General features: G+C 37.6%; 30 protein-coding genes. 22 read left to right on the top strand and 8 right to left on the bottom strand.

All coding sequences use genetic code 11. From position 1 onward, the window contains the following. Nucleotides 1-11: 11 nt before the first annotated feature. Both ACTNEP_RS17875 and ACTNEP_RS17870 read left to right on the top strand, forming a co-directional pair. A complete protein-coding gene (locus tag ACTNEP_RS17875; protein ID WP_441163337.1) occupies nt 12-290 on the top strand; it encodes a YwdI family protein in 279 nt (92 codons plus the stop codon). A gap of 19 nt (nt 291-309) precedes the next feature. After that, complete coding sequence (locus ACTNEP_RS17870; protein ID WP_441163336.1) at nt 310-678, top strand: DUF423 domain-containing protein; 369 nt, start codon at nt 310-312, stop codon at nt 676-678. A 43-nt stretch (nt 679-721) separates the two neighbouring features. Here the strand turns inward: ACTNEP_RS17870 and ACTNEP_RS17865 are convergent, their stop codons facing one another. From ACTNEP_RS17865 to hemQ, 3 genes are all read right to left on the bottom strand, one after another. Continuing rightward, nucleotides 722-970: a hypothetical protein gene (locus ACTNEP_RS17865; protein WP_441163335.1), complete on the bottom strand. Its 249-nt coding sequence runs from the start codon at nt 968-970 to the stop codon at nt 722-724. A 90-nt stretch (nt 971-1,060) separates the two neighbouring features. Beyond that, nucleotides 1,061-1,573 (bottom strand): spore coat protein GerQ, encoded by a 513-nt coding sequence (gerQ, locus tag ACTNEP_RS17860; protein WP_441163334.1) that lies wholly within the window; start codon nt 1,571-1,573, stop codon nt 1,061-1,063. A 179-nt stretch (nt 1,574-1,752) separates the two neighbouring features. Then, complete coding sequence (hemQ, locus tag ACTNEP_RS17855) at nt 1,753-2,499, bottom strand: hydrogen peroxide-dependent heme synthase (protein ID WP_441163333.1); 747 nt, start codon at nt 2,497-2,499, stop codon at nt 1,753-1,755. A 215-nt stretch (nt 2,500-2,714) separates the two neighbouring features. Between hemQ and pta the strand changes: the two genes are divergently transcribed. The 3 genes from pta to menC all read left to right on the top strand — a co-directional run bounded on the left by pta (nt 2,715) and on the right by menC (nt 5,927). After that, a complete protein-coding gene (gene pta, locus ACTNEP_RS17850; RefSeq protein WP_441163332.1) occupies nt 2,715-3,695 on the top strand; it encodes a phosphate acetyltransferase in 981 nt (326 codons plus the stop codon). Between the two features lie 48 nt (nt 3,696-3,743). Beyond that, nucleotides 3,744-4,766 carry a nuclease-related domain-containing protein gene (locus ACTNEP_RS17845; RefSeq protein ID WP_441163331.1) on the top strand — a complete coding sequence of 341 codons (1,023 nt, stop codon included), beginning with the start codon at nt 3,744-3,746 and terminating at the stop codon, nt 4,764-4,766. Nucleotides 4,767-4,838: 72 nt separating this feature from the next. Continuing rightward, complete coding sequence (menC, locus tag ACTNEP_RS17840) at nt 4,839-5,927, top strand: o-succinylbenzoate synthase (RefSeq protein WP_441163330.1); 1,089 nt, start codon at nt 4,839-4,841, stop codon at nt 5,925-5,927. On the opposite strand, the gene ACTNEP_RS17835 is transcribed toward menC, so the two are convergent. From ACTNEP_RS17835 to ACTNEP_RS17820, 4 genes are all read right to left on the bottom strand, one after another. After that, nucleotides 5,920-6,741, bottom strand: a complete 822-nt coding sequence (locus tag ACTNEP_RS17835; RefSeq protein ID WP_441163329.1) for a lipoate--protein ligase family protein — start codon at nt 6,739-6,741, stop codon at nt 5,920-5,922. The genes menC and ACTNEP_RS17835 overlap by 8 nt on opposite strands. Before the next feature lie 107 nt (nt 6,742-6,848). Further along, nucleotides 6,849-8,027 (bottom strand): tyrosine-type recombinase/integrase, encoded by a 1,179-nt coding sequence (locus tag ACTNEP_RS17830; protein WP_441163328.1) that lies wholly within the window; start codon nt 8,025-8,027, stop codon nt 6,849-6,851. 92 nt (nt 8,028-8,119) lie between these two features. Next, nucleotides 8,120-8,536 carry an ImmA/IrrE family metallo-endopeptidase gene (locus tag ACTNEP_RS17825; protein WP_441163327.1) on the bottom strand — a complete coding sequence of 139 codons (417 nt, stop codon included), beginning with the start codon at nt 8,534-8,536 and terminating at the stop codon, nt 8,120-8,122. A gap of 12 nt (nt 8,537-8,548) precedes the next feature. Continuing rightward, complete coding sequence (locus ACTNEP_RS17820; protein ID WP_441163326.1) at nt 8,549-8,968, bottom strand: helix-turn-helix domain-containing protein; 420 nt, start codon at nt 8,966-8,968, stop codon at nt 8,549-8,551. Between the two features lie 427 nt (nt 8,969-9,395). Between ACTNEP_RS17820 and ACTNEP_RS17815 the strand changes: the two genes are divergently transcribed. Next, a complete protein-coding gene (locus tag ACTNEP_RS17815) occupies nt 9,396-9,563 on the top strand; it encodes a hypothetical protein (RefSeq protein ID WP_441163325.1) in 168 nt (55 codons plus the stop codon). Here ACTNEP_RS17815 and ACTNEP_RS17810 read toward each other — a convergent pair. Beyond that, a complete protein-coding gene (locus ACTNEP_RS17810) occupies nt 9,556-9,750 on the bottom strand; it encodes a hypothetical protein (RefSeq protein WP_441163324.1) in 195 nt (64 codons plus the stop codon). The two genes, ACTNEP_RS17815 and ACTNEP_RS17810, sit on opposite strands and share 8 nt — an antisense overlap. Nucleotides 9,751-9,803: 53 nt before the next feature. On the opposite strand from ACTNEP_RS17810, the gene ACTNEP_RS17805 reads away from it, so the two are divergent. From ACTNEP_RS17805 to ACTNEP_RS17730, 16 genes are all read left to right on the top strand, one after another. Further along, nucleotides 9,804-10,517, top strand: coding sequence for an ORF6C domain-containing protein (locus ACTNEP_RS17805; RefSeq protein ID WP_441163323.1), 714 nt, complete (start codon nt 9,804-9,806; stop codon nt 10,515-10,517). Nucleotides 10,518-10,531: 14 nt separating this feature from the next. Then, nucleotides 10,532-10,714 (top strand): helix-turn-helix domain-containing protein, encoded by a 183-nt coding sequence (locus ACTNEP_RS17800; RefSeq protein WP_441163322.1) that lies wholly within the window; start codon nt 10,532-10,534, stop codon nt 10,712-10,714. A 12-nt stretch (nt 10,715-10,726) separates the two neighbouring features. Beyond that, nucleotides 10,727-10,999 (top strand): hypothetical protein, encoded by a 273-nt coding sequence (locus ACTNEP_RS17795; RefSeq protein WP_441163321.1) that lies wholly within the window; start codon nt 10,727-10,729, stop codon nt 10,997-10,999. Between the two features lie 41 nt (nt 11,000-11,040). Then, the gene (locus ACTNEP_RS17790) at nt 11,041-11,232 is read left to right on the top strand and encodes a hypothetical protein (RefSeq protein WP_441163320.1); all 192 of its coding nucleotides are present in this window, start codon (nt 11,041-11,043) and stop codon (nt 11,230-11,232) included. Between the two features lie 49 nt (nt 11,233-11,281). Continuing rightward, nucleotides 11,282-11,530 carry a hypothetical protein gene (locus ACTNEP_RS17785; protein ID WP_441163319.1) on the top strand — a complete coding sequence of 83 codons (249 nt, stop codon included), beginning with the start codon at nt 11,282-11,284 and terminating at the stop codon, nt 11,528-11,530. 90 nt (nt 11,531-11,620) lie between these two features. Beyond that, complete coding sequence (locus ACTNEP_RS17780; RefSeq protein ID WP_441163318.1) at nt 11,621-12,091, top strand: YopX family protein; 471 nt, start codon at nt 11,621-11,623, stop codon at nt 12,089-12,091. After that, the gene (locus tag ACTNEP_RS17775) at nt 12,092-12,334 is read left to right on the top strand and encodes a hypothetical protein (protein ID WP_441163317.1); all 243 of its coding nucleotides are present in this window, start codon (nt 12,092-12,094) and stop codon (nt 12,332-12,334) included. A 21-nt stretch (nt 12,335-12,355) separates the two neighbouring features. After that, nucleotides 12,356-12,583, top strand: a complete 228-nt coding sequence (locus ACTNEP_RS17770; RefSeq protein ID WP_441163316.1) for a hypothetical protein — start codon at nt 12,356-12,358, stop codon at nt 12,581-12,583. Nucleotides 12,584-12,588: 5 nt separating this feature from the next. Next, nucleotides 12,589-12,849 (top strand): hypothetical protein, encoded by a 261-nt coding sequence (locus ACTNEP_RS17765; protein WP_441163315.1) that lies wholly within the window; start codon nt 12,589-12,591, stop codon nt 12,847-12,849. 46 nt (nt 12,850-12,895) lie between these two features. Further along, nucleotides 12,896-13,312 carry a hypothetical protein gene (locus tag ACTNEP_RS17760; protein ID WP_441163314.1) on the top strand — a complete coding sequence of 139 codons (417 nt, stop codon included), beginning with the start codon at nt 12,896-12,898 and terminating at the stop codon, nt 13,310-13,312. After that, complete coding sequence (locus ACTNEP_RS17755; protein ID WP_441163313.1) at nt 13,312-13,608, top strand: VRR-NUC domain-containing protein; 297 nt, start codon at nt 13,312-13,314, stop codon at nt 13,606-13,608. Before ACTNEP_RS17760 ends, ACTNEP_RS17755 begins: the two co-directional genes overlap by 1 nt. Continuing rightward, nucleotides 13,550-14,827, top strand: a complete 1,278-nt coding sequence (locus ACTNEP_RS17750; RefSeq protein ID WP_441163312.1) for a helicase-related protein — start codon at nt 13,550-13,552, stop codon at nt 14,825-14,827. The genes ACTNEP_RS17755 and ACTNEP_RS17750 overlap by 59 nt, the downstream gene beginning before the upstream one ends. Continuing rightward, entirely contained in the window at nt 14,824-15,006 is a 183-nt protein-coding gene (locus ACTNEP_RS17745; protein ID WP_441163311.1) for a hypothetical protein, read from the top strand. Before ACTNEP_RS17750 ends, ACTNEP_RS17745 begins: the two co-directional genes overlap by 4 nt. After that, complete coding sequence (locus tag ACTNEP_RS17740; RefSeq protein ID WP_441163310.1) at nt 15,003-15,914, top strand: YqaJ viral recombinase family protein; 912 nt, start codon at nt 15,003-15,005, stop codon at nt 15,912-15,914. The genes ACTNEP_RS17745 and ACTNEP_RS17740 overlap by 4 nt, the downstream gene beginning before the upstream one ends. After that, on the top strand, nt 15,915-16,241 hold the full coding sequence (locus ACTNEP_RS17735) for a hypothetical protein (protein WP_441163309.1): 327 nt from the start codon (nt 15,915-15,917) through the stop codon (nt 16,239-16,241). Beyond that, nucleotides 16,241-17,131, top strand: a complete 891-nt coding sequence (locus ACTNEP_RS17730; RefSeq protein WP_441163308.1) for an AAA family ATPase — start codon at nt 16,241-16,243, stop codon at nt 17,129-17,131. Before ACTNEP_RS17735 ends, ACTNEP_RS17730 begins: the two co-directional genes overlap by 1 nt. The last annotated feature ends 4 nt before the right edge of the window (nt 17,132-17,135 follow it).

Genomic DNA, 17,135 nt, shown 5'->3' with positions numbered 1-17,135 from the left:
GATGAGTCATTATGGCGGTTACTAACCAGCAGATCTTGCGAAAAATTATAACGGAATGCGAACAAGCATTGCAAAATGAAACGAAAGTAAGAGAACATGCGAAAGCCATTCAATCTTTAACAGATTTATTATTAGATCAAGACAGTAGCACGTCGACTGTATCTACCAGTTCGATCAACGAATTAGAGTGGCAGAAAATGGTTGGACAACCAGCACCAACACCAACCGTCAAACAAAATAAGAAGGTAGAAGATGATGGTGCTAATGGCGATTCACTACTAGACTTTTAATTAGGGAGTGGACAAACAGATGAAACTCTTTTTGTTATTAGGAATTCTCAATGGTTTTCTTGCCGTTGCATTAGGAGCCTTTGGTGCACATGGTTTAGAGGGGAAATTATCAGATAAGATGCTTGCTACTTGGGAAAAAGCAGTACAGTATCAAATGTTCCATACCGTTGCCTTACTTGTAACAGGTTTATTAATGCAAAAAATTACTGCTGGAAGTATTGTCTCTGCAGGCTGGTTCTTCTTCGCAGGTATCATTTTATTCTCAGGCAGTCTCTATATCTATTCGACAACACAGATCAAAACATTTGCTATGATTACGCCAATTGGTGGACTAGGATTTTTAATCGGCTGGGTGTTGTTAGGCTATGCAGTAATCAAGTATATGTAAGGTATTGGGGTGTCCAAAACGGACCCTTTTTGGCCACCCCTTTTTACATATAGAGAAGCAAGAGCGTCATTATCCCGATTATTCCAATACCTCGAAATAAAAATTGTGAAAAGAAAATAGCATGCCCTTTTTTCCGCTCCTTCCAAGCTTCTAAAAATAGATTGATACTTAAGCTTACTAAAGCAATTTTCCCTAATACAACTGATCCGTGTTGCCATGCTAGTACAATCAATACTAATGTTAAACTAAAACATGCAACTGTTATTTCATCGATGGTTGCTTTTTTCTTCATTACATAAACCTCCGCAAAAAAACGACACAAGTGCAAAACTTGTGTCTAAGCTGTTCATTTTCCTAAACATTGTCAAAGTAGGCTCTTTATTTATCTTGGAGAATAGGAAGCCAATCCAGGACTTTGGTTCACTGGATAATCATAAGCAATTTCTTCATCAAATGTAATATAATCTAAATAAACCATTAATAAAACATAACGTTTACCAGACTCAGGATCACTTAAAATGATGTGATCACGACCTGCTGCTTCGATATTTCCTTTAAATACCTTTGCATTCCAGCGTTCATTGTTTTCAAACGTCATATATACAGTAGCTTTTTTTCCTTTGTTTAGTCGGAGAATATTTTCGATATAAGATTCTTCAACGGGAAGCATACCAGGTACATCTGTTCCTGGTGGTTGAGGCTGCTGTTGACCGGTCTGTCCAGTCTGTCCAGTTGGTCCATTTTGTCCCATTTGACCGAATTGACCTAACTGATCCATGCGGGGCATCTGTGCATACGGATATTGATATCCCCCATAACCGCCATAATAACTTTGAGGAGTATATGGCTGCATATTCACAGGCTGCTGGTGGCTCTGGTTTTGATTTTGACTCATCAAAAAGACTCCTTTCTGTTCTATACTCGGAAATTTGCGCGTGCTTTTTTCCGCATTCCTACTAGCCATCTATATGCATCTGCCCCGAGAAACATGCATAAAGAAAAACAAAGGATTTTCCAAGTGTAAGAAAGCCTTTGTTTTTCTATATAAAAAACACACGGAAAAAAACCGTGTGTTTAGACTGCTAAATAAGCAGGGATTTCATCTGTTTTTAATATATTGCCGACATAGAATGGTCCGAATTCGCCATATCGTGCACTTACTACATCAAAACGCATTTCATAGACGATCTTTTTAATTTGCAGTACGTCTTTGGCGAATAAGGTAACACTCCATTCCCAATCATCAAAGCCCATGGAACCCGTAATAATTTGTTTAATTTCACCAGCATATTTTCTACCAGTTAGACTATGCTCGTACATCAATTGACGACGCTCATCTATCGGTAGCATATACCAATTATCGTTACCTTCACGACGCTTATCCATCGGGTAGAAGCAAATATGATCCCATTCTGGTAACTTTGGCTTCAGACGAGCACGAACACCAGGGTTCTCTTCTGGATTGTCATTCTCTTTGGACATATATTTGGATAGTTCTACAACAGAGACATAAGAATAGCTAGGAGTTGTATATTCAGCAAATTTTGATTTGTTAAAGCGCAATTCGATTTCTTCTAACTCCTTCATAGTAGGGCGAAGAATCATTAATATTAGATCTGCCTTTTGCCCCATTAATGAGTAAAACGCATGGCTGCCATCACGAGCTTCTGCAACCTCTTCCCATTCGCGAAGCATCACTTGTAATTCCGTAACAGCTTGTCTGCGTTCTTCTTCTGATGCCTTTTTCCATTTAGGCCAATCTATTTTACGTAAATCGTGTAAACAATACCAACCATCCATTGTTTCTACTGCTTCTGGCATCTTGATTCACTCCTTAGTAATCATTCTACGGTTTTAATATAACATATTTGGGGAAAAATACTTATTGAAATACTAGAGTGATATCCAATATTTTACAAAAATATGAACATTTTTAAAAAAAGTGATAATGAAACGCATTCATGTAAGTTCACACTTTCATTATTACACAAAAACGCGTATCATATAATACAGATAATAATTTGGAGGGTTAAAAAATGAGCGATTTATTTGCGGATATTAAAAGTAGATTAGAAGGAAATGCTAGAAAAATCGTGTTTCCTGAAGGATTGGATGAACGAATTCTAACAGCAGCCAGTCAATTGAAAAGGGACGGATTAGTAGAACCTGTACTAGTCGGATTACAGGAAAAAGTGGAACAGAAAGCAAAAGAGCTAAGTGTAGATATTGAAGGAGTAGAAATTCTAGATCCAAGCACTTATGCGGAATTCGACGACATGGTTGCAGCTTTCGTGGAACGCCGTAAAGGTAAAGCAACAGAAGAAGATGCACGTAACATGCTACTAGATGAAAACTATTTTGGTACAATGCTTGTCTACATGGGCAAAGCAGATGGTCTCGTAAGTGGTGCTGCTCATTCTACAGCAGATACAGTTCGTCCAGCATTACAAATTATTAAGACAAAAGAAGGTATTAAGAAAACTTCTGGTGTCTTCATTATGGTTCGTGACGATGAGAAATATGTGTTTGCAGACTGTGCCATTAACATTGCTCCAGACAGTCAGGACTTAGCGGAAATCGCAGTTGGCAGTGCCGAAACAGCAAAACTTTTTGATATTGACCCTCGCGTTGCAATGCTTAGCTTCTCAACAAAAGGCTCAGCCAAATCAGAAGAGACAGAGAAAGTGGCCGAAGCAGTTAACATCGCAAGAGAAAAAGCGCCAGAACTAACATTAGATGGTGAATTCCAATTTGATGCAGCATTCGTACCTTCAGTAGCAGAAAAAAAAGCACCAGGATCTGTATTGAAAGGTGATGCAAATGTATTTGTATTCCCTGGACTTGAGGCAGGGAATATTGGCTACAAAATTGCCCAACGTTTAGGCGGATTTGATGCAGTGGGGCCAATCCTTCAAGGGCTTAACAAACCAGTTAATGACCTATCACGCGGCTGTAGCAGTGACGATGCTTATAAATTAGCATTAATCACCGCAGCACAAGCATTAGATGCACAGTAGATTTCTACTGTGCTTTTTGCTATATTAAGGGGAGAAAGGAGAATAGATATGCTTCCCGACATACCAATTTTAACGCAACAATATCGGGCACTCCTAGAACTTCTTCCTGAACAACATCCTGAGTACCCCAACATTAGCAATTATTTCTGGCGGCAAGAAGCTGGACAAGCAGGAGAAGACAACCTCGCCTACTACCTCGATCAAGCACAGGCCCCATCTCTAACCTGTATCAAAAGGTTACGACTAGAACACTACAATTCTTTCCAACTCGATTGGCTCGTTCTCGGATTAGGGTTCCGAGTTATTTTCGAAGTAAAAAGTCACACAGGAGAGATCTATTTTGATGCAAAATCCTACCAATTAACACGTATAATAGACGGCATCAAAGAGGGTTTTGACGATCCTCTTTTGCAAGTCGATCGCCAATATGCTAATTTGCGCTCCTTTTTCACCGCACATAACATCGACCAATTACCAACTTATCGCTTCGCTGTCTTTGTCAATCCTAACGCCATCCTCCGCTTACATGATTACTCTGAATATAAACGTATATTGACATCTCAAAGAATCCCATCCATCCTAGAAAATTTAGCAGAAAAGCACCCCCCTATCATTTCCAAAGAAGTTAATCAAAGAATAGAACAATTTTTAGTGGAAAATCATCGTGAACGCGTGATTTCGATACTAGAAAAACACGCCATTTTGTGGGATGATTTACACAAAGGACTGCCATGTCCTTCTTGCAACAAGCGTTCTATGCGAAGAGAGCGATTGCGATGGCAATGCACATTTTGTGGAACGAGAAGCACAGATGCACATCATAAGCTGTTATATCAAATCGCATTATTATCGAATAATAGAGTGACAAAGCAGTTAACACAAGACATGTTGCAAATGTCGTCACCTGAAGCAACTCGAAAATTAATTGCTAGAGCGGGATATATAAAATTTGGAGTAAAAAAAGGGGCTTACTATTCACACCCTGATATACTAGCCTTAACGAAAAATAGAAGTGGCCATAAAACTCTGGAAAGTGGCCATAAAAATATCAAAAGTGGCCAAAAAACATAAAAAGCGGCCATAAAACTCAGAAAAGTGGCCATAAAAGTATCAAAAGTGGCCATAAAAAAGGAGCCACGCAAAATGATCTCATTTAAGAAACTAATTATCCATCGTTTCAAAATGCCTCTTAAGTTTCCTTTTACCAATAGTACTACTACGGTTAAAGAGAAGGATATCATCATCACTGAACTTCATGATAAGGACGGTTTCATAGGCTATGGGGAGTCAGTAGCCTTTGCTTCACCATGGTATACAGAGGAAACGACAGACACGGTGCAATACATGATCGAGCATCATCTCTGGCCGCTCATCAAAAATCAGCAGATCAATCATCCGACTGAGCTCCAGATCAACACAATTCGTAGAAATCAGATGGCAAAAGCAGCTATTGAAGGAGCAGTATGGGATCTTTATGCAAAGCGCAAAGGGCAACCGCTCTACCAAGCTATTGGAGGGACTTCTAACAAAATTCCAGTAGGAGCTGCCATTGGTCTGCAAGTCACTGACGAGCAGCTCCTAGAAAAAATCACCCAAGCACTTAATCAAGGCTATCAACGGATTAAATTAAAAATAAAGCCGGGAAACGATCTTCAAACTTTAGAAAAGGTGCGCGAGCATTTTCCGACAACACCACTTATGGTTGATGCCAATTCAGCCTATACGATCAAAGACATCGAGCATCTTAAAAAAATCGATCAGTACAAGCTCATGATGATCGAACAGCCGCTTGCACCTGATGATTTCATCGAACATGCTAAGCTCCAGCAGGAAATTAACACACCAATTTGTCTGGATGAAAGCATCCATACCCTAGCAGATGTCCAAACAGCGATCACACTTAGCAGCTGTAAAATCATCAGTATGAAATTAGCAAAAGTCGGTGGCTTCGCAAATGCGATCAAGATTCATGATTATTGCGAGCAGCACAATGTTCCCGTCTGGTGTGGAGGTATGCTCGAAGCGGGAGTAGGGCGGGCCCAGTCATTGGCATTAGCAACCTTGCCAAATTTCACACTCCCAGCAGACCCAGGAGCATCGAGCCGCTATTGGCATCAGGATATTATCACCCCAGAAGTGGAGGTCAACAATGGTTATGTCACTCTACCGCAAAAACCAGGTATTGGCTATCAGGTTAAGCTACCATCAACGGATCAAAAAGTGCTCACTTAAGTGCTTTTTGATTCCTTTCCACCATCTGTGTCATCCTTTTTTCAAAAACGGCTAACTCATCACCTGATAATTCCACATATTCCACATCACCTAGCAAACCTAAGACACGATTCATGCTATCCTCGACAGTTAATTCCATACCTACCAACTCTGCCAATGACCTCATTGTATCAGGCTCCACAACCGGATATTCAAATCGCTCATCATCTACCGAACGGCCCTTACGGTAAAATTCACGAACCAGCTCAGCGCGAGCTGATCCGCTCCCGCGAACACAAATATAAATTTGCACGGCAATCCCTTTTTTGACACGTCGCTGTGAGACTCCAGCAAATTTCTTGCCACCAATACTCAAATCATAATCACCCGGGCAATACGATCCAACCACCTCATACGCCTCAATCTCATCCGTCAGATCCGCGTACATATCCTGAACGAACGCCGTCATCAGCTCATAACCAGAATGAATCCCCATCTCCGGTAAATCCGGCACCACAAAAGAAAAGTTCAACACATCCCGATCAAGCACAACAGCAAGACCACCAGAATTCCTTACAACAACATCGAACCCTTTTTCCTTTAAAAAAACGACAGCATCATCCACAGCTGGCAATCGACTATCGATAATGCCAAGAACAACCGTGTTGTCATGGACCCAGAACCGGCACGCAACCTCGCCACTGCTTCGTCCTACCGATTCACACAACGTATCATCGACAGCAAAAGATGCCATCGCTGTCCCAAGCGTTTCCGGATCACTATGGTCGATTATTCTAATTTTTTTATCATTAAAAAATTGCTTCCAATCTTTCATTATTATCCACCAAACCTTTTCGTTCACTTGAAACTATATTATACTAATAGTATAAAATAACTGACATTAAAAAGCTTGTCGGATTAGGGGATAGGGAGGATTAATCCCTAATTAGCCCCAATTTTAGCCCCAGAAAGAGTTTCACTAAATAGAGATACTGCTTTATCCTCCATCTCTTTTAACGAGTGAACGTATACTCGGTTGACCAAATCTGTGGTATCACCAAGTCGGTCTGCAATAATTTTATCAGGTATCCCTTTATTAATTAATATCGTGGCGTGAGTATGTCTTAATCCGTGCGGTGTGATCCGTTTTAACTTGATACCCTCATCTTCCAAGTGCTTGTAGACTCGGTCAAACACTTGATTAATTACCATGTTTGATATTGGAGTACCGTATGGAGATAAGAAAACATGGTCATTTTCTTTGTCCAATGACTCTCCTTTTTTCAGTTTTGCTTGCATACACCATTTTTGATATGATTTAAGGTGATCAATGATAAAATCATCAATAGGTATTGTACGATAACTGTTTTTAGTCTTAGGAGGTCTTTCTCCAAAGTGGTCTCTTGTGCAATTAACGGTTATCGTTTTATTCTTGAAATTGACATCTTTCCACTTCAAACCTAATGATTCACCTTTACGTAATCCAGTGTACGCTATAAGTAATATATTTAGGTAATTCGTGATAGACTCTGTCTTTTTCGTGGCATCTAAGAGTATATTGAGTTCCTCAGCTGTTAAAAAATTATCCAGTTTAGTTTCTTTTTCGAAAGTAATCTTGTTAAATCTGTTATGTGATAGTAATTCATCATCCACTGCTGCATTGATCGCTATTTTAAATAGACGGTGGTATAACTGTACGGTGCTGGGTGCATATGTCTTTAGTAACTTATTAATGTACATTCGTTGGTATGTGGTCTTGTCTAGCTTGGTAAGTTTGTAATTTCCTAGCAATGGTTTCATAATATCTTTTATAACATCTCTTCGCTGTCTACAAGTTGATTCTTCCCAATGCACGTGGTACGTTTCATACCAAATATCTAACCACTGAGACACTGTCATTTTATCTTGTTCCACTTGTTTGACTTGACCATTTAAAATAGCAGACTTAACTTCCAATAAAGCTTTTAAAGTCTCTTTTTCGGTTTTGAAACCACTTTTCTTCTTCTCTTTCCTCTTACCAAGTGCATCATGGTATTTATGACGGTACATGAATCGCTTCTCGCCATTCTTTAGAAAGTAATAGTAAATTTCATCATCAATCTTTGATTTATATAATTTCATATTTATCCTTCCCTTTCCTTACGTGGGTAGACGCATTCAGGGGATAAATATTTGTTACATCACCTCCTTAAAATGAGAATGTTTGTTCTGTTTTAAGCGTAAAATTTTTTAACAAGAAGCTGTTCAGGAATCCCATACTGTTCTGTAGCTTCGTGAATAGTTATGGAATTACCACCTTCTTGAGAAAACAATAATTCGACCGCAAATTCATTCGCTTCTTGTTCGATCTTATCATTAGAAAAATAAGTGCTTGATTTTAGAAAAGGTGTATTAACTTCTGGGTGAAGAATAGCGTGTCCTAATTCATGACAACAAGTGAATATTTGTTGCTCTATAGATGCGGTTTCGTTGATGTGGATTATAGAGACACGACATTGTCGAGTGTGATAACCTAATATCTTTCCTAAAGGCACATGGCGAACGACTATATTCATTCGTTCAGCAATTTCAAAAGGATCATTTGTACTAAATTTTTTAACTAATTGACCTACTACCTTTTTAATATCCACAAAACACCACTCCTAGTCTCTATATTTTTTAGGGGTGAATTTTTGTTTTGCAATTCTTTTTGCTATTCGGAGTGATTGCTCTAAGGATGCAATTAATAATTCTCTATCTTCTTCGTCCAGCTCATCAGGTGAACTTCCATCTGCCATAGCGAAACCACTATTGCTAAAATCGTTTAATATCTTTTCTAATTCTTTTTGTATATCTCGTTCATCTTTATCTGTTAATTCATAGTAGCGTTTTTTATCTGTTCTACCTAGTAGGTAATCTGTAGATACATCGAAGTAGTCTGCTACTTTTTGCAAAGCTTCTGATTTAGGGCTTTGTTTCTTCCATTTGTAAAAAGCATTTTCACTGAAACCAAGATTTGATGCTACTGTTTTTAAATTTTCTCCACGTTCTTCTGATAATTTTTTTACCCTATCGAATAGCATAATATCAACCTTTCTGGCAACTTAAAGGAAAAATAATTATACTTTTGGATAATTTATAGTTGACGTTGGTATCCAAATGTATTATTATATTCACATAAGCTATTTGATTAGCAAAAAAGACAATAAAAAATACGACCTACTTAAATGCAATTTTTGACGCTGGGGAGCTGATGAAATGCATAATTACAGGCTTTTAATAGTCTTATTTAGCTATGTCTAAATAGTATACTATTGGATAATTTTTGTCAACATTTTTAGCTAATTTTATAGCTTTATTTAAAAAAAACACTCACACCTAAGCACCATTATTCGAAAGAGCGGAGTACGCCACAACCTATCAATTAAGATAGTGAGCGACACCAATAGGTCACGCAAAGACTTCGAATTTTGGTTCTTGGGTGTGAGTGGATATAAGGAGGGGTGAGAAGTGAGTGGTAAAAAAGATCTGATCAAGGAACAAACAAAAGAAGACATGTTGAAGTGGGTAAACGAAGCAATCCAACACGCTGATAATGAAAAGGAACTTGTTGAATTGCTCGTTTTAAAAAGTGATATTCTTGAAAGTTTCGTTACCGGAAAGAGATTAACTATCTAAATTTGGCTTTGATTCTTTGATCTCTTTCATAATTTTCTATGACGTCTTCCCAGATTCTTTTAGCTAAACGTCTGGAGTCCAATGTCTGCTCAAGAATATCGGTAATTGCATTTTCTAATTCTTTGTTTTCGACACCGTGTTTTTGAAAAGTATTACTAACTATTTCTTGGAAATTGGTTCTGTCCATACCTGTTTCACCTCCCTCATAGGGAGATTATACCAAAAGAGAGGAGAAAGGTAATGTCAGATTTAAATGTATTTCAAAATGATTTATTTAAAGTATCAGCGAAGATAGAAAATGATCAAGTGATGTTTGATCTAGAAGAAGTTGCAAAGAATCTAGGTTTTACTACCGTTGCCAAAAGTGGCAACGATACTGTCCGGTGGAGTCGTGTTAACAAGTATCTAGATAAATATGTTTCCCAGGAAGTTGGGAAAGGCGATTTAATACCAGAACCATTGGTTTATAAATTAGCTTTCAAGGCTTCTAATGAATTAGCTGAAAAATTTCAAGATTGGTTAGCAATCGAGGTTATTCCGTCCATCCGTAAGACTGGTTCTTACACCGCGAAAACCGATAAAGATCCAACAGAATTGTTACTTGAAACGTCTTTAGAACACCATAGAGAAATTAAAACCATCAAATCAGATGTGAAGTATTTGAAAGGCAGTATGCGAATAGATTCCTTGCAACAACAAGAAATTCAACAAGCGGCTAAATATTCAGTAGTACAAGCACTAGGCGGAAGTGAATCAATTGCTTATGAAGAATTAAGCAAGAAAGTATTTTCAGCCTTTTGGAGAGAATTCAAGCAACATTTTGGAGTACCACGTTACGGAGATATTCCAAAAATTAAGTTTGATGAAGCTATACGATTTATTGAATTGTGGCGACCATCAACTTCATTACAAATAGAAATTGATCAATCTAATAGTCAGATGACTATGTCATAAGGAGGGTAACTATCATGTCAGAGGATTTAAGCATTCGAGTTCGATCTGAACTTTATAAAAAGAAAATGAAGCATAGTGAGCTTGCCGAACTGCTCGGAATATCTGGTGCATATCTATCAGATATCTTAAACGGAAAACGCACAGGTCCTAAAGCGCAGGAACATGTAAAGCATATTCGTAAGATATTAAACATTTAGGGAGGTCTTTAAATGCTTCCTTCAGCAGAAGTGTCAATAAATATAAACGAACAATCAGTAAAGGAATTTATTGAACAGGAATTGAGTAAGCAAGTACATCAACAACTTTTATTCGTGGATATTAAAAAGTTATCAGAGATAACTTGTATGTCACAAAGATTTTTAGAAGAGGAAATTTTACATGATCCTCGGATTAGAATTCATGAAAGAAGAAAAAATCGTAAACGTTGGTGGGTTGCACAACCAACTTTTCAAGCGATAGAAGAAATTGTTTCAGAGTGGTAAATAAAAAGCGTGGGTAGACGCTCGGGAGAGGTGAAATCTAAATGCCAAAAAACTTAGCGGTAGTGATAGCCGCCGCAAAACATCTAGCTAGCAATGAAATCGAGATGTTTATGAATACCTATAATAAACATATGAAAGCTTTAGGTAAAGAAGAGAAAGAGAAATACTTGCCAGGTAACATCAAGAAGGTTAAACGCAACATCCCAGAACGTTGCTTTGAAGTCCACTTTTAAATGGCGAATGGTTTAAATACTTTACGAACGGGACTTGGGGGTGAAATTAATGCGAATTGGCTACATGATCGATCTTATTCACCGTTTCAATAATATTAAACGAAGCAGTATCAACCAGGTTGAAAAGATAGATTCATTAAATAGATTGATTGCAGATATAGAAGAAGCGTTCGAGATTCCAACTGATGATTCTTTTGCAATGAAGGAATTCAAGAAAAATAATGACTTCTTATTTAACTTCTATACCGAGGTTAAAGACGAAAGGGAGGCAACAGCTGATGCAATGGGTGCTTATTAGTTTCTTAGTAATTGCGTTGATATCAGGCTTATATAATCTTGCGCTTGGAAAAATGCAGTCAGAGATTGCTGATAGATCGGAGGATAAGGAATGAATAGAGAAATTAAGTTTCGTGGATATTCTGTAGAAGAAATGATTGGAAGTCAGTGGATGCATGGAACAGGTATTTTTAAAAGGACATTCACTGATGAATTCGCAAAACTAAAAGGGAAAAAGCATGAGTATTTCTTATTTACTGAATCCGGTTGGGTTGAGGTTTATGAAGAATCAATTGCTCAATACACAGGCTTAAAAGACAAGAACGGAAAAGAGATTTATGAAGGGGACATCCTTTCTATCACCTCGGAGTTATTAACCAACTTCGGAAGAGTTAAAACAGGTAAATATAGCACAACTGTAAAAGAAGTATTATGGAAAGAAGATGGTTGGGCAACCAAAGTGTTAGAAAGTGATGTAAGAGTTATCGGTTCGGAAAGAAAAGGATTGACAGTTGCTTCGAAATATGGCGTTGTTATCGGCAACACATACGAAAATCCTGATTTGTTAGAGAAGGTGAACTAAATGCCATTCACTGATCATTTTAAAGAATCGGACAAGCAGAAGGCTCTCCAGTATCGCAAAGAATGGGGCGTTAACTTAGAGTTAGCAACAGAGTATCACAACAAAGGCGAATTTGATAAAGCAGAAATGCACCTGGCACATGCAATGCGGTTACTAGGTGAAATACGAATCATGAACTTGCAACATCAAAACCATGAAAAGATGCTAAGTGATCACGCAATGCAGACCAGGTATAACTGGTGAAATTGAGAGGAGGTGAATTAAGTGGAAAAACCTGAAGGATTATCTTATAAAAATAATGCCATCTACGCCGTCTACAAAGGCGAAGAAATGTTGGCCACAGGAACTGCAACAGAATGTGCAAAAGAATTGGGAGTAACTGCTGATTACATTCACTTTATGGTAACACCAACAGGGAAAAGAAGGTTAGCTTCGAGAAAAAATCCAAATAAAGCTACTACTGCAGATATTATAGATTTTGAAAGGAGGTGAGAAAATTGACAGAACACCAAGCGGTTTATCGTACACAACAAACAGGTTATCCAGAAAAAGAACCTGAGGTGTATGGATCAGATTACAAAGGTAATGAAGTCTATGTTGGTGATGAGATTTACATCTATGAAGAAGAATTTTGGCTTGTAGATCAGACATCTAATGATGAAAAAGAGTTGCTTGAGTTCTTTGGAGCAACCAAAGTTAAAGCTGAATTCGAAGCAAAAGAAAATGACCAACTGCTGCAACAGAAGGTCACTAAATAAATAACTATTCAAGTGGATCATACCACGAAGGGAGAGAAATGACAAGATGGATATAAATGTTCGCACACAAGTACAGCAGTCTGAGATCAACGGTTTATTCCAGGAAGTAGAAAAATTAAAAAAAGATCGCATTAAATTAAAAGAGCAGATAGATGCTAAAACCGAAAAAATCATATCTCACATTTTAAAGCACGGTAATGTGCTTGCTTATAAAGATAATATGCCTCATGTATTAACAGTGAAAAATGGTGAAACCAAAAAGTTTGATAAAGCAGCGCTAGCAACTGATTTAGATATTTCAACCAAAGAATTGAACTTAATTGGTGTAGCTGAATTAGTAGAAAACAATCGTATCACAGCTGAAAGATTAAAAGAATATGAGTTTTATGAAAATACACAAAAATTAAAGGCACGAAAAGCCAAAAAGTCAGATATTGAATTGATTTTAGGTGGTCGATCTTAATGGCACAAGGACCTGAAAAGCGCATCGAGAATAAAATCAAACGATACTTAGATAGTATAGGTGCCTGGCATATCAAAACACATGGTTCTATGTTCAGTAAAGCTGGTACTCCAGATATTATTGCTTGTGTGAAAGGAAAATTTGTAGCTATCGAAGTGAAAAGGCCTGAGGGTGGAAGAGTTAGCGAACTACAGAGATTTCATATAGAAGCAATCAACAAGGCAGGTGGATATGCATTTGTTAGTAGATCCGTTGAAGAAACGCAGCGTTATTTTGAAACAAACAATCTTGTATGACTATCAAAAAAAATTACTTAACAGCATTGAGAAAGACTACATCATTGCAGCTGATACTGGTACTGGTAAGACGATCATGGCTATTTACCATTACTTACGGTTTATGAAAGGCGAACCTCTTTTAGTAGTCGCCCCGCCAACCAAAATAACTGAAGGCGGTTGGGATCGTGATATTGAACTGGTGTCCAAAACACACGGTATCAACATAGATTATGAAATGTTGTCCTATGGAGTGCTAGCGAAACGTTGGAAAGAATTTAAGGGATTCTTTGTTGTATTTGATGAGTGCCATTACATTAAGACATCCACTTCACAAAGAGGTAAAGCAGGTAAGTTTTTAGCCTTAAACAGTACGCATTTCCTATTGTTATCGGCAACTCCTGCCAGTAATGGATGGGGAGATACCATTAATTACTTCATTATGTTTGGTTATGAGAAGAACAAAACACAATTTGAAAAAGAATATGCCATAAAAGAGCCATTATATCGTGCTGGTAAACCGGTCATGTATGGTGGGCGACAAATGGAGAAAGTAGTTGGATGGCAAAAAGAAGATGTACTGAAGAAACGATTCGAATCATTTTCTATCAAACTATCGAAAGATGAAGCACTAGACTTGCCACCATTGGTCTTTGAGGATGTATATTTCAAAAAGTCAACGGAGTATAACAAAATCAAAAAAGATCGCGTACTGGAGATTGATGGCCAATTAGAAGCATTCGATACACTTCCAAAACTGCAGCATGGATTACGTTATTATGCCAATCAGTTGGACAAGCTGAAATATACCGAAATGTTGGCAGAAGGTACTAAAGAAAATATGGTGATCTTCTATTATTACCAGGAAGAAAAAGAGCAATTGATCAAGAGCATGAAAAAGCTAAAAAAGAAAGTGTTTGAAGTGAGTGGACAATCTACGAATCTACCAAAGAAAGATACCTGGGAGGGATTGTCCAATTCCATCACCTTAGTTCAATATATGGCCGGTTCAGCAGGTATAGAACTGCAATACGCTAATTTGGTTGTTTTTTATACACCGACGTATAGCTATCAAGACTATGAACAGGCTCTTGGTCGCGCTTATCGTAACGGGCAAGAGAAGAAAGTTACGGTGTATCGATTTATTACAAAAGGCACCATTGAGAAAGACATTTATGACCGATTGAAGCAGAAGAAAGACTTTACGGAAGATTTATTTAGGAAGGAGTTTGGTGTATGAATGAAATTTATTTAGTTATTGATATCAGTGACGAATCAGGATCGGAAGCAATTAAAGGTATTTTTGATGATAAACAGAAAGCTAAAATATTCCTTGCTGATTATGTATTAGAGAATAACGGTATTGATTCTAGCGATCTGGAATTAGTGAAAAAGAAAGTTGAGGTGAATAAATCGTGACCAACTTATTAACCCAAGCCGGTGACAACGTTACAAAGAACCGGAACATGTATGTTGGTGGTTCAGACGTTGCTACTATCTTTGGCTTAAATAAATACAAAACACAGTTTGAATTAGCTCAGGAGAAAGTAGGCATTAAAGAATCAATATTCAAAGGCAATGAATATACACAGTTTGGCAATGCTATGGAGCCACAGATCAGAGATTATATTAATGCAGTGAATGCTGTTCATGATGTGCACTTTAAAGAAAAAACAATTATTGATGATGAAAGAAATATAAGGTCAAATGTGGATGGATTTGATGCTGAATATGGATTACTGCTTGAAATTAAAACACATGGTAAGAATTTAGATACCAAACCTTACAAAGCACAAATGCAATTATATATGTGGCATCTAGGGATTGATGAGGGTTGGTTAGCACTTTATGAAAGACCTGATAACTTCGATACTGAATTTGATCCAAATCGATTAAAGATTGAAGTCATTCAGCGTGATGATGTTTTTGTTGAAAAGATATTAGATGCCATTGAAACCTTTTGGATCCGGTGCGAATTCTTGAAAGAAAATCCCAATGCTACCGAACAAGAATTCATAGATTTTGGTCAAAATGAAGTGATGATTTTTGCACGAGAAGTATCGAAATTAGAAGTACAACTGGCAGGTTTTAAGGAATTAGAAAAACAATACAAAGAAGCCAAGCAACAGTTGCATGATGCGATGGAAGCTTACGACATTAAAAAATATGAAACGGATGTCGTAACGATCACAAGGGTGCTACCAGGTGAACGCAAGTCATTCGACAGTAAGAGATTTAAAGAAGATCATCCGGAGCTTGCAGAAGAATATCAAAAAGTGAGTAAGACAAAAGGATCTGTAAGGATAAAAGTGAAGGAGGAGAAATAGATGGACGTTAATTTCAAAGGGTACGACTGCCAAGTTGTATTTGGTCAATACGGGGGAACTAGGAACACAGCTATTCAACTTGTCGATAACATGGACGATTCATTAGTAGCTACAGCTACAGTAAATGGAGAACTAGAAAATTCTGAGGAAATTGTTGGTGTCAAAAATTGGTCCGAGAACGAAGGGATGATTGAAGCGTTAATTAAAGCAAATGTAATTGAAGATGAATTACTGTTTATTGAACCCACGGGTTTTGTAGCGATTGAATATTACAAGTTAACTGATGCAGCATATCAGGAATTACAAATTTTTAAGGAGGCTAACTAATGAGTCTATTACCTGAAAACAAACGAAAAGTAGCAAAAGAAACACCACGTAACTTTGTAATCTACGGAGGAACTATGCACGGTAAAACATACTTTGCAGATGAGTTTCCCAATCCATTGAACTTAAATACAGATGGTAATGCAGAAATGATCGAAACTCCAAGTCTAAATATCGCAAATAAGCGAAATGCCAAAGGTGATATCGTAAAGCCTGCATCTCAGTATTTATCTGACATTATTCTGGAACTTGAAACAACCAAACATTCCTACGAAACAGTAGTTATTGATGTGATTGATGACATCATTACACAATTTGAACAGGAAATTACGGAAGAACATAACGTAAAATCTGTTGGTGATATCAGCTGGGGAAAAGGGCATCAAATGCTAGAAATGATGGTACGAGTGCTAGTGATGCGATTAAAAGAATTGAGCATGAAAAAACAAATCAATATCCTGTACCTTTCTCGATTGAACATCATTGAAGAAAACGACGTGGAACAATATGTACCATCCTTAAAATTGAAATGGCTAAATATTGTTAATGGTAACTCAGATTACACTATTCTTTGCCGCAAGATCGGTAAGAAATATATTCGTAAAGTGGAATCCAAACGGAAAAATTACACTCGTGACAAAGTAGATGATGAGCGAATTGCTAGCTTACTAGATACCGTAATTGGTGCTTATGATAAATCGAAAAAAACATCTACTGGAGAAGCGAAAAAATTGGTTGAGGAGCAAGAAAAACAACAAGAAGCAGAGCGCAAAGCGAAACAAAAAGAGCGTGAACAAGCTGAAAAAGCAGATAGTTCAGCACCTAAAGCAGATTCAAATAGTGGTGAAACTGAACCGCCGAAACGCAGACCACCAAGACCAGTAACTAAATAAATAA

It is taken from the genome of Gracilibacillus sp. HCP3S3_G5_2 (assembly GCF_052063305.1).
Lineage (GTDB): Bacteria > Bacillota > Bacilli > Bacillales > Amphibacillaceae > Gracilibacillus.
Note: the sequence above shows the minus strand (reverse complement) of the source record. Positions and strands in the feature narration are given on the sequence as shown.